This window comes from Psychrobacter faecalis (assembly GCF_016107575.1).
In the GTDB taxonomy this organism is placed as follows: Bacteria; Pseudomonadota; Gammaproteobacteria; order Pseudomonadales; family Moraxellaceae; genus Psychrobacter; species Psychrobacter faecalis.
Genome location: NZ_JABAST010000058.1, coordinates 1 through 11,758 on the forward strand (window position 1 = coordinate 1; position 11,758 = coordinate 11,758).

Here is an 11,758-nt window from a genome sequence, read left to right on the forward strand (position 1 = left end):
AGATTAGTGAGGTGCTCTTCTTTTTTCAATCACTTTCGAAGTTGAGAGTGGGGTATATAAAGGCCTTGAAGAGGGGTTAATTGAGAAAATTTTTTTGTCTATTTATTAATATTATTACTCATGCCGGCCAGCATCAGTTGTTTGCTGGACGATTTGTTCGACTTGCATAAAATCTGTATGCCGCACATCTTTGCCGCTGGTGTAAAAAATGACCAGTTCAGCAATGTTTTTAGCGTGATCGCCCACCCGTTCTAAGGCGCGTAATACCCAAAGTATGTTAATCACTTTGGACACATGGCGGCTGTCTTCCATAATATAGGTCATCAAGGCTCGAGTGGCAGATTGGTACTCTTCATTAACCACTGTATCACTTTGCAATACCGAAAACGCTTGCTGAGGATTCATATGCGAAAAGGCGTCAATCGCATCAAGCAGCATCAGGCGCACCTGATTGGATAAATGCTGAACCTCTGAATAGCCTCTTGGAGATGCACCATTTTTAATCAATTTGCAGGCCATACGGGCAATTTTTTCTGCTTCGTCACCGACACGCTCAAAATCAACAATGCCTTTACTAAGCGCCATGACTAAACGCAAATCATTGGCAGCTGGTTGGCGTTTGGCGACCAACAAAATGATTTGCTCATCGATTTTAATCTCTAGCTGATTGATCAGATGATCATCTTCAATCACTTTTTTCGCGGTCGCCTCATCTGCAGCTATCAAGGCGCGTGTCGCAACCATGACTTGCTCTGCTGCCATGTGACCCATTTGCATAAACAGCTCAATCACGTCATGTAAGTCATTATCAAAACTCTTTGATAAATGCTTTGCCGTTATCGCCATGCTTGCTTCCTTAATCGTATTGGTGTTGCTCATAAAAATATTGCCAAAATGAGTAGCGTGATAAATGACTGCTAGAAATGATTGCTTTAAGCGAACAGCGACTTAGCCATAACGACCGGTAATATAATCTTCAGTCGCTTTTTGTGCTGGGTTGGTGAATATTTGATCTGTTTCCCCCATTTCTACCATGTCCCCCAAATACATATAAGCGGTGTAGTCGGAGACGCGCGCGGCCTGCTGCATATTGTGGGTGACGATAGCAATGGTATAGTCGTTTTTTAAATCGGTAATCAAATCTTCAATCGCGCCAGTGGATATAGGGTCAAGCGCGGACGTTGGCTCATCTAATAGCAAGACTTCAGGTTTCGTTGCTACTCCGCGGGCAATACAAAGTCGCTGCTGTTGACCGCCAGATAATGACAATCCTGACGCTTTGAGTTTATCTTTGACTTCCAGCCATAACGCCGCCTTTTTGAGTGCCCACTCGACACGTTCATCCATCTCTGCTTTGCTGAGCTTTTCATAGAGACGGACGCCAAATGCGACGTTGTCATAAATGGACATCGGGAAGGGTGTAGGTTTTTGAAAAACCATACCGACACGCGCACGCAGCAAATTAACATCGGTATCTTTTGCCAAAATATTTTGGCCATCAAGGGTAATTTGACCTTCAGCATGCATACTCGGATACAAGTCATACATACGGTTAAAGGTACGTAGCAGCGTTGATTTACCGCAGCCTGAGGGACCAATAAAAGCGGTGACCTTTTTTTCTGGAATATCGATATTGATGTTTTTTAATGCTTGAAAATCGCCATAATAAAAGTCTAAATCGCGAATGGTAATCTTGGCAGGCGGCATATTGTCGGGCATGTCCGCCATGGTTTGCTTGATAAGATGGGCAATATCTGGCTGTTTATGCTGACCATTGTTAAACATAGCGTCATCCAGTAAACGGCGTTTGCTGCTGGTATCTGTCATCGGCTTAGTCGCTTTTCTCTCTAATAAATCAGTCATAATGGTATCCATCTGTTTTAAAGTTTTATTAAATGGGGGTGTTTTTTTACTATTAGCTGTGCTTCTGTTAGCCTTGAATTATCTGCTATGGTCTTTGCCACCGATAAAGCGCGCCGCAATATTTAAGAATAATACTGTCGCGGTAATGAGTAGCGCCGCCGCCCAAGCCAGTGCATGCCAGTTATCATAAGGGCTCATCGCAAACTGATAAATCGTGTTGGGTAAGTTGGCCATTGGCTCACTCATATCGGTACTAAAGTATTGGTTGTTTAGCGCGGTAAATAGCAAGGGCGCGGTTTCACCGGTAATACGCGCAAAAGCGAGCAGCACACCGGTAGTCAGACCGGCTTTGGCAGCCTTCAGGGTCACGGTACTGACCAGCTTCCATTTTGGCGTACCCAATGCATAAGCCGCTTCGCGTAGTGTATTAGGTACAAGGTTTAGCATGTTTTCCGTCGTACGCACGACAATAGGAATCACAATTAGCGCCAACGCTAATGCACCAGCCCAACCCGAAAAGCTCTGTCCTTTGACCATCAAGGCATAAATAAACAAACCAATCACAATGGATGGGGCAGACAATAAAATATCATTTAAAAATCGGGTGACTTTACCCAACATACTGCCCTGTGAAAATTCTGCTAAATAAATGCCCGCCATCATGCCGATTGGCGCACCAATCGCTAAGCCCGAAAAAGCCAACATTGCTGAGCCAACAATGGCATTACGTAGACCACCTTCGCCCATCGGTGGCGGGGTATCTGCCATAAAGACAGGCATCTCGATTAAACCTTGCATGCCTTCAACAAACAACGTCATCAAAATCCAAATCAGCCAAACCAAACCAAATACAAGCGCTGATAAAGCAAAACCAAGTCCCAGTCTATTGATAAAACGGCGCTTGTTATAAAGCCGCTTGTTGTATCGATCTTCAAAGCGTACAGAAGACTGGTTTGGTTCGGCAGTTTGAGTGGTGACTGGTGCGAAAGTCATGAAGTGTTTGTCCTTCTTAGGTCAAATAATGGCTGCAAATAACGTGTCTTAGTTCGTTTTGGCTTGTTTTTTTGGCTATTTAGAATAGTGTGTTCAATTGCCTGCTTTTTGGTCAATACGCATGAGCATGAGTTTAGATATTGATAAAACGATAAAGGTAATGACAAACAGGATTAACCCTAAATGTAATAATGACGCGAGATGCAGCTCACTTGACGCTTCGGCAAACTCGTTGGCCAGCGCTGAGGTAATGGTCACCCCAGATGTGAATAGACTTGGGCTAATATTAAAGGCATTACCAATTAAAAAGGTCACGGCCATCGTCTCGCCAAGCGCTCGACCCAGTCCCAAAATCACGCCACCAACCACACCTGCTTTGGTATAAGGTAAGATGATTTTAAACATCACCTCCCACGTGGTTGCGCCCATGCCGTACGCGGACTCTTTTAGCAGGTCTGGCACCACAGAGAAAACATCGCGCATGGTGGCAGCGATAAAGGGAATAATCATAATTGCCAGTATTAACGAGGCGGTAAACATACCCAGTCCCATCGGCGCACCGGCAAAAACTTTACCAATAATAGGTAGGGGGCCAATATTTTCAATAAACCAAGGTTGAATATGATCACCAAAAAACGGTGCAAAGACAAACAAGCCCCACATGCCATAGATGATAGAAGGAATGCCTGCCAGCAGCTCGATAGCAATACCCAATGGCTTTTTCAAAAAATTGGGACAAAGTTCCGTTAAAAAGATAGCAATCCCAAAGCTGACTGGTACGGCAATACAGATAGCGATGAGTGAAGTGACCACCGTACCGTAAATGGGTGCAAGCGCACCGTATTGATCGTTCACCGTATCCCAGTTATTACTGGTATAAAATCCCAAACCGAACTCAGTGATACTTGGCCATGCACCGACAATCAATGACAGCATGATGCCGCCAAGCGACAAGAGCACCAAGATTGCAAATGCTTTAGTGGCATTAACAAAAACCGCGTCAAAGCGTTTTTGTTTTGCCAGTTGGGATTTTAGGTCTGCCATAAAAGCCTCTGTTGTTTATCGCTCTAACTTTTCATTATGTTAATGATTAACTGTGTTAACGCTTGCTAGTGTGAAAGCTTGATTGTAAAAAACCTTAGGGGTTTTAGCTTTAGCGTCTTACCGTAATAAACTGTATCATCTAACGACCGAATCTTAAGTTCACTACGGCTAAGACGTCACCAAGCAAACACGCTTTTCAGTATTTGCTTGATGGCATTAGTTAGCTTATTCTCGACTGGCTTCTTCTCGAATTAATAAGCTTCGAATTAAAAAGCTTCGAGCTACTGTGCTGAGGTATAGACAGGCTTACCTTCGCTGTCTACCACCTCGTTCCATTTCGCCTTAAATAAAGCCACGGCCGTATCTGAAAAAGGCACATAATCAAGACTCATCGCGTCATCATCGCCTTGAGCATAAGCCCAGTCAAAGAAGTTAAGGACACCTGCCACTTGTTTGGCATCTTGCGGTTGTTTATGGACTAAGATAAAGGTCGCAGCAGCGATAGGCCATGCTTGATCGGTCTCAGAGTTGGTGATGACTTTATAAAAGCCTTCTTGCTTTGACCAATCGATGTCACCAGCGGCGGCGAATGTCTGCGCAGATGGTTGCACGACGTTGCCAGCGGCATTTTTTAGAGCAACGTGTGCCATGCTGTTTTGCTTAGCATAAGCGTATTCAACGTAGCCGATAGAGTTTTTCATACGCGTCACATAGCTTGACACGCCTTCGTTACCTTTACCGCCAGCACCGGTTGCCGAGGTTGGCCATTTCACGGTTTTATCGACGCCAACGCTGTCTTTCCAATCGTTTGACACTTTGGCTAAATAATCGGTAAAGTTAAAAGTTGTGCCCGAACCGTCTGAGCGGAACACTGTGGTAATGGCGGCGTCAGGAAGGCTTAAGTCAGGATTCATAGCTTTGATGGCAGGGTCATTCCAGTTGCTGATTTTACCAAGATAGATGTCAGCGAGCATTTTTCCATCGAGCTTCAATTGACCAGGCGCAACGCCATCGATATTGACGATAGGTACCACGCCGCCGATAACGGTCGGGAATTGAATCAGACCGGCTTCCTCTAATTCCGCTGGCGTCATCGGCGCATCGGACGCGCCAAAATCCACCGTTTTTGCGACGATTTGTTTGATACCGCCCGATGAACCAATCGACTGATAGTTCACTTGACCGCCTGTTGCTTTATTGTAGGCATCTGACCATTTAGCATAGATAGGCTGCGGGAAAGAGGCGCCAGCGCCGGTGATATTCATCGACACATTGTCTGTTGATTGGACGTCTGTCGACTGAACGTTTGCGGTGTCGGTAGGCGCGGTGGTTGATTGCGCCGAAGTAGCGGGCTCATTGCTTTCATTACTATTGGGGGGTTGATTACAAGCAGCTAAGGTAAAGGTACTCGCGACTGCTAAAGCCATTAATGAATAACGCATTGTTTCTCCTAGAAAGTAATCAGATTTAAGTATGGGGCGTTTATGAATAACAATGTCGCTGCCCAGGTTTTTAGTAATGTATTGCTAACGATGTTTGGTTAGCAAGGTTTTGCTACAAAGACGCTCGGTAGTCAATGAGCACATTGTGCCGAGCAAATATGACAGTTTGATGAAATAAGACATTTTTATGAAAAAAGTTGGTCAATTAAAAACGCAGCCCAATAAAGCAATCGTTTAAGGGGATTGCGGCTGCTATCTAGCGCAAAATTCGTTATGATGAGCCGTTGGTTTTTTTTGGGGCGTAAGGGTTTAAGGCTAAGCGTTCAAAGCACAGCGCTTAAAGTATAGGGCTGAAAGTACAGTGTTTGAGCTGCAATGTTTAAGGCGCAGCATTTAACGTATCGAGTCACTGTGTCATCAAACTGTCATAATTAAGCCGTTTAATGGGCAGACGTTGATAAGGGCTTAGTATTTTTGTTTTCCAATTTTTTGTCTTTCAATAATGAGGCGATGGTATGCGCAATGAGCAGATTTTGATTGTCGAAGATGAACCTGCAATTCGTGAGATGGTGGTAATGACACTAGAGATGGCGGGCTTTGAGAGTTTACAAGCGGCTGACGTCGCAGAAGCGCATCAACAAGTGGTGGATCATAGACCCGCGTTGATTTTGCTAGATTGGATGTTACCGGGTGATAAAAGTGGTATTGATTTTTGCCGTATGCTTAAAAATGATGAGATGTTGGCTGAGATACCCGTGATTATGCTGACGGCCAAAAGTGAGGAAGATAGTAAGGTTCATGGGCTTGATGCGGGCGCTGATGACTATATGACCAAACCCTTTTCAACGCGTGAATTAATCTCCAGAATCAAAGCCGTATTACGCCGTAGTCGTGCGCTTAGTAGCGATAAGCCAATTGAAATAGGCAAGCTTAGCCTCGATCCTAAAAGCCAGCGTATCACCGCTGATAATAAAGTCATTGATATCGGACCGACAGAATATCGCTTGCTGGCGTTTTTTATGAGTCATCCCGAGCGTGCTTATACGCGCACCCAGCTGCTAGATCAGGTCTGGGGCGGCAATGTCTATATCGAAGATCGTACGATTGATGTGCACATCCGGCGTTTACGCAAATTACTACAGCCTTATGGTTGCAGTGCCTTGATTCAAACGGTTCGCGGTACCGGTTATCGGTTTTCGAGTCTGGTTGAATAACGCTATCGATTTTGAAAAATAGCCCATTATTTACAAGGCAGCTTACGAGGCAGGAAACCAGCGTTAAGAACATTCAGTGCCCAGAGGCATAAATATTTAGAATATTGAGTACTGAGAAGCATAAGTACTGAGAATATTTGGTGCTAAGAATAGTCAGTGCTAATAATAAGTGCTAAGCATCATACTGGTAATAAAAAAGAGAGAAACACATGATAACGCCAAGGGATATTGAGCAACAGGACATCGAGCAATACTCCACCGATCAGCTGAAAAAAATCAGAAGTGCCTTACGCGCACTGCGAGATGCGGTTATTTTGCTAAACGACGATGATGGTTTGGAGTGGTGGAATCAGGCCGCCGAGGATTTGTTATTGTTGCAGTCAGCGGATCATGGCAAAAGTATTTTTGACTTTATTAACGTCCCTGAGTTTCGGCAATACTATCAGAGCATGGTGACACCCAATGATGGTGTACATATGAAGTCATGGCAAGATCCTAACCGTTATCTTAAATGTGAGCTCACGCCTTTTGGCGATGAAAAGCTGCTGATTATTTATGATGTGACCCGCTTACAACACTTAGAGCAAATGCGCCGCGACTTTGTGGCAAATGTCTCGCATGAGTTACGAACGCCATTGACTGTACTGATGGGCTATCTGGAAAATTTCTCAGATCAGGAAGACATGCCGCGGCAATGGCGACGCGGCTTTGAATTAATGACGCAGCAGACCGCGCGCATGAATAGAGTGGTCAATGACTTGCTGCTGCTGTCTCGGATTGAAATCGAAGAGACACATGAGCTGCATTATATTGATATGACCAAGCTGCTCACGCATGTCTATGATGATGCGCAGGCTTACAACCAAGGATATGGCCATACGCTGCATTTACAGATAGATACCTATGATGGTCTTTACGGCTCGGAGATGTATTTGAACAGTGCGTTATCCAATTTGGTGATTAATGCGATTAAATACACGCCAAAAGCAGGTAATATCGTCATCAGCTGGGCAAAGACTGCAGAAGGCTGTCGGTTTGCCGTCAGTGATGATGGTATTGGTATTGCGCCACAACATGTCGCACGGTTGACCGAGCGTTTTTATCGAGTGGATAGCGGGCGCAGTCGTGCGACAGGTGGTACGGGGCTGGGGCTGGCGATTGTAAAGCATGTGTTATATCAATATGACACGACTTTGCAAATTGAATCGTCAGAAGGCAAAGGCTCGACATTTAGCGCCGTTTTCCCCGCCGCTCATATTCGTTCAGCTGTTATAGATTGAGTTTCTTACCTTTTAGCTTTTAGCCTTTAGGTTTATTATCGTTTACCTTCCTCGGTCAATTCAACATAGCGATTATGATAATTTAACAATACCTTTTAGGATGTGTATAGAATTCAAATGAGTGGCAACCAGATAAAGACACAAGCAAGCATTACCGCTGCTGCATAGCTATCTTTGAGCTTATGATATCGCGTGGCAATGCCCCTAAAATGTTTCAACCTAGCAAAAGCGTTTTCTACCAAGTGACGGCAACGATACAAATACCAGTCTAGTGTGTCATTGTTGCTGTTTTTAGAGTTCGACTTAACGGGTATGACTGATACCACCATGAACGCCAGATATTTGCTCAGGACGCAAGTTCTCTTTAAGCTTGTCTGTCACCCATGCCCAGAGGTCAGCCACAATAGTTGTGGCGTTGTTAGCCCGTCTGTCACAAGCCTTGTTATTAGCATACTTTGCTCGGTAACCTCGTAGGCTTTTATTACGCCTAAGCTCTCTTGATATGGTACTGGGACTTCTGTTTAACGCCCTCGCTATAAAATTAATACTATGTTTTGCCCCTTTAAGGGCATAAATCTGGTATCGTTCACCTAGGCTTAGATGTGTATAGCTCATGGTTGCAATCTCACTTTGGTCGGTGGATAAAAACTTTGATGCTAGCGCATCTAGGTCTTTTTTTCACCTTGCATTTGGTATTGCACTTCATGTGTTAATCTAAGTGATTATTTTCATGAGCTTTTGCCATTTACCGGTTTTACGCCAATAACGGTATTGATGATATATGCGAGACCAATGACCGAAATAAGAAGGTAAGTCTCGCCATGGACAGCCTACTCTTATGCGGTACAGCATGCCTTCAACGGTACGTCTTAGATTGGGCTTGTTATATACGTTAATTTGTCGCAATATAATAAATAGCTTGTGCCAAAGTTCATCGTTGAGCTTGGTGCGAGTCATAAGTGATGCCTTATTTCTTTGTTGTGGTAAACAGTAGAGTAAGGCGTTGCTTATGTTTTTCAATGGTTCCTCAATTCTATACAGCCCCTAGATTTTTTGCATCTTTCTGCTTCTCAACTTTATGCTGGTCTTCTGTGCTATCGACTTTCCAATAGCTGGATATGTATAAATGCGTTTTTGGTATTGAAAAATATGTTTTAAAGTGATGGCGCAGGGCGCGCATACTATGAAATTCACATGCTGCCCACACCGCAGGCTGGCCTGCTAGCCACGTAAGCGTTTTAACCCTTTCAAGTAATGGGCTGCTTTCGGTATTTGGATGTGAGTTGATCACCCAGTGAATGTCAACGTTGTCTGGTTTTTTGAGTAGTTGCTTATCCGCTTCACTGGTGACCTCAAGGACTGCATAGCCGCAGGCATCAGCAGGTAGCTGGGCAAGATTAACGCTAATGGCTGGTAGCGCTGTCATATCACCAACCAATAAAAACCAATCTGCCTCATTATTAATCAGCTTCTTTGGCCCTGGGCCGCCGACCAATATTTGCTCACCCACTTGGGCGTTACGTGCCCACATTGAAGCAGGCCCTTCAGCGTCATGCAAAGCAAAATCCACATCTATTTCATCCTCACGTTGTCCGCTAATGGTATAAGTGCGCATCAGTGGCCGAGCCCCATGGTCTTGAGGAAATATGAGTTTAATATAAGCGCTTTCTTGATCTTTTGGAAAGTCAAGCAGGCCAGTACCGCCAAGCGTGACGCGGTACATCTGTGGCGTGATGTATTTGGTACGAACAACATTCAATGTTCTTGGAGCGGGTTTTGCCATTTTAATGCCTTTCTTAATTTAAGTGTTTCATTTTTTAAGTTATCAGTTTAGATAGCGCCAGTATATAAAACGGACATTCTCTAGTAATGATAAGCTCTATATTGTTTAAAAGTTGGCCTTTAGACTGACGGACATCTGGCGCTCGGGTCCCATCCAGCAGTTATTACTATCGTAGCAAGTACCGACATAGGTTTTATCAAACAAATTATTGATACTAGCGCCAACGGTGAGCATCGGATGGATTTGATAGCTGCCACCAATATCTACCAAGGTCACACTTGGCAGCTCGTCTGAATTTTGCTTATCAAGTTGCATGCCGTCTTCATATCGAACCCCTGCATTGAGAGTAAGCTTATCTGTGGCGTAATAGTCTGCCCACAGTGTTGCTTTGTGTTTAGCGGTTTGTGCTGGCGTATTGCCGACCACGTCAGGGTTGAATTCATCTTCGGTAATCTCAGCATCGGTATAGCTGTAGCTTGCAGCAATATCTACCCAATCACTTAGCATGTGGCTGCCTGAAACCTCGAACCCTTTAGAGGTGATTTCACCCGTTTGAGTTTGACTTCTATAACTGATTTCATCAGCCACCACGACGTTCTTTTGCGTAATATCAAACACCGCCAACGTTCCTTGTGTGGCGCGATCTGGGGACAGATATTTGATACCAGCTTCTAACTGGTCAGCGGTGGTGGGCTCAAATGCCTTATTAGTAACAAAGTTGCTACCGACAACAGGCTGAAACGACTGTGAATAGCTGGCATAAGGAGAGAAGCCATTATCAAAGTCATAAATGGCAGCAAGGCGACCACTGGTTTTTGATGCGCTGTTATCAATCGTTTTGTTACTATAAACCGCACCTTTAGAGGCGTCGGTTTGCTCGGTAGTACTGTCGAACTTATCGTGGCGTAATCCTGCCACTACCGTCAAATCTTGCCACTGCATCTCATCTTGTAAATAAAATCCCAGCTGGCTTTGTTCGATGTCTTGTTTCTGTCGATAAATATCTAATGGTAGTGTGCCAGCATCGATTTGCGAAAAATCGGGATTGGACAAATCAAGGTTGGGGGTGCCATCTGCGCCAGCATCGTAATAAGTGGCGCTACTGTCCGTTTCTTGATATTCCACACCGAATAATAAATTGTGCGATGTATTGGCAGTATCTAACTGATAAGCCAGCTGATTGTCGGTGGTCCAGTTGTTCATCTTTTCATCAGTGGTATAGGCCACACGATTTAAAATCTTATCGCTACCCGTGATAAACCCTTCTTGATTGTACATATTGCGCTGCTGCGCTTCGGCATCGGTATAGCGTAGGATATGCTTAAAGGTTAATTTGTCATTGATAGCCCAGTTGACAGTCACACTTGGCATCAGAACTTCTTTGCTAAAATGATTCCATTCGTCTCCTGCGTAGGCATCCCTGCCTAGCTTGCCATAACTGGCATTGTAGACTGTCCCAACAGCCGGCAGCGGGGTAGAAGGCACCATCTCTGGATCGTCTTGATAAAAAATATTGGCAAGAACGGAGACATCTTCTGTCGGTCGCCATTCAAGTGACGGATTAATTAAAGTGCGCTCTTCTTCTGTGGTCTGCATCTGACCCTCTTTTTTACGTTTTAATGCCACCAAGCGATAATTAAGCGTATCTGAGATAGGGCCGGTCATATCGACTGCCACTTCTTTGAGGTTTTGATTGCCAAAGCGCAACTGTACTTCAGACTCTTGGGTGCTTTTTGGTGTTTTGGCGACCTGATTGACCATGCCACCTGGTGCCGCGTAGCCGTAAAGTGAAGATGCTGGGCCTTTTAACACTTCTACCGCTTCAGTCGCATAAATGTCTACTTGCGGCATCAGGTTCCAAGCGCCGTCGTAGGGGAGGCGCAATCCATCATAAAAATTGGAATAAGTCTTAAAACCACGAATGTTGTATTCATCAAAAATAGATACCGTACCGCGGCTCTCAGTACTCACCCCAGGCTCATAACGTAACGCCGCATTAACGCTATCTGCTTGACGTTTTTGTAATAGTTCTTGATTGATTCTGCTATAGCTCATTGGGGCATCACTAGGGTCTAATGCAGTTTTAGGGCGTGTCCTCAATTCATCTTGCAATGAATGATAGTACACGCCAGATAAAGC

Annotated in this window: 9 protein-coding genes and 1 pseudogene; 2 read left to right on the forward strand and 8 right to left on the reverse strand. The window is 44.6% G+C overall.

Translation table 11 applies throughout. The annotated features are described in order from the left end of the window. Positions 1-114: 114 nt before the first annotated feature. The 5 genes from phoU to pstS all read right to left on the reverse strand — a co-directional run bounded on the left by phoU (position 115) and on the right by pstS (position 5,342). Complete coding sequence (gene phoU, locus JFC07_RS12460) at positions 115-846, reverse strand: phosphate signaling complex protein PhoU (RefSeq protein ID WP_198329171.1); 732 nt, start codon at positions 844-846, stop codon at positions 115-117. Between the two features lie 102 nt (positions 847-948). Then, positions 949-1,728 (reverse strand): phosphate ABC transporter ATP-binding protein PstB, encoded by a 780-nt coding sequence (gene pstB / locus JFC07_RS12465; protein ID WP_198329172.1) that lies wholly within the window; start codon positions 1,726-1,728, stop codon positions 949-951. A 213-nt stretch (positions 1,729-1,941) separates the two neighbouring features. Continuing rightward, the gene (gene pstA, locus JFC07_RS12470; RefSeq protein ID WP_068408344.1) at positions 1,942-2,856 is read right to left on the reverse strand and encodes a phosphate ABC transporter permease PstA; all 915 of its coding nucleotides are present in this window, start codon (positions 2,854-2,856) and stop codon (positions 1,942-1,944) included. 93 nt (positions 2,857-2,949) lie between these two features. After that, entirely contained in the window at positions 2,950-3,900 is a 951-nt protein-coding gene (pstC, locus tag JFC07_RS12475) for a phosphate ABC transporter permease subunit PstC (RefSeq protein ID WP_068408342.1), read from the reverse strand. Between the two features lie 281 nt (positions 3,901-4,181). Beyond that, complete coding sequence (gene pstS, locus JFC07_RS12480; RefSeq protein WP_198329169.1) at positions 4,182-5,342, reverse strand: phosphate ABC transporter substrate-binding protein PstS; 1,161 nt, start codon at positions 5,340-5,342, stop codon at positions 4,182-4,184. 515 nt (positions 5,343-5,857) lie between these two features. Here pstS and phoB point away from each other — a divergent pair. Both phoB and phoR read left to right on the forward strand, forming a co-directional pair. Beyond that, positions 5,858-6,556 carry a phosphate regulon transcriptional regulator PhoB gene (phoB, locus tag JFC07_RS12485; RefSeq protein WP_102076460.1) on the forward strand — a complete coding sequence of 233 codons (699 nt, stop codon included), beginning with the start codon at positions 5,858-5,860 and terminating at the stop codon, positions 6,554-6,556. A gap of 209 nt (positions 6,557-6,765) precedes the next feature. Then, positions 6,766-7,836, forward strand: coding sequence for a phosphate regulon sensor histidine kinase PhoR (phoR, locus tag JFC07_RS12490; protein ID WP_102076459.1), 1,071 nt, complete (start codon positions 6,766-6,768; stop codon positions 7,834-7,836). Between the two features lie 113 nt (positions 7,837-7,949). On the opposite strand, the pseudogene JFC07_RS13375 reads toward phoR, so the two are convergent. From JFC07_RS13375 to JFC07_RS12515, 3 genes and pseudogenes are all read right to left on the reverse strand, one after another. Continuing rightward, a pseudogene (locus JFC07_RS13375) lies at positions 7,950-8,793 on the reverse strand (transposase). A gap of 76 nt (positions 8,794-8,869) precedes the next feature. Further along, on the reverse strand, positions 8,870-9,619 hold the full coding sequence (locus JFC07_RS12510; RefSeq protein WP_102076457.1) for a siderophore-interacting protein: 750 nt from the start codon (positions 9,617-9,619) through the stop codon (positions 8,870-8,872). Positions 9,620-9,724: 105 nt separating this feature from the next. Further along, the coding region (locus tag JFC07_RS12515; RefSeq protein WP_227697978.1) for a TonB-dependent siderophore receptor at positions 9,725-11,758 on the reverse strand (2,034 nt) is incomplete at its 5' end.

Coding starts and splice junctions, on each gene's coding strand:
- pstC (WP_068408342.1), bottom strand. CDS start 3,900: ATGGCAGACCTAAAATCCCAACTGGCAAAACAAAAACGCTTTGACGCG.
- phoB (WP_102076460.1), top strand. CDS start 5,858: ATGCGCAATGAGCAGATTTTGATTGTCGAAGATGAACCTGCAATTCGT.
- pstB (WP_198329172.1), bottom strand. CDS start 1,728: ATGGCGGACATGCCCGACAATATGCCGCCTGCCAAGATTACCATTCGC.
- phoR (WP_102076459.1), top strand. CDS start 6,766: ATGATAACGCCAAGGGATATTGAGCAACAGGACATCGAGCAATACTCC.
- JFC07_RS12510 (WP_102076457.1), bottom strand. CDS start 9,619: ATGGCAAAACCCGCTCCAAGAACATTGAATGTTGTTCGTACCAAATAC.
- phoU (WP_198329171.1), bottom strand. CDS start 846: ATGGCGATAACGGCAAAGCATTTATCAAAGAGTTTTGATAATGACTTA.
- pstS (WP_198329169.1), bottom strand. CDS start 5,342: ATGCGTTATTCATTAATGGCTTTAGCAGTCGCGAGTACCTTTACCTTA.
- pstA (WP_068408344.1), bottom strand. CDS start 2,856: ATGACTTTCGCACCAGTCACCACTCAAACTGCCGAACCAAACCAGTCT.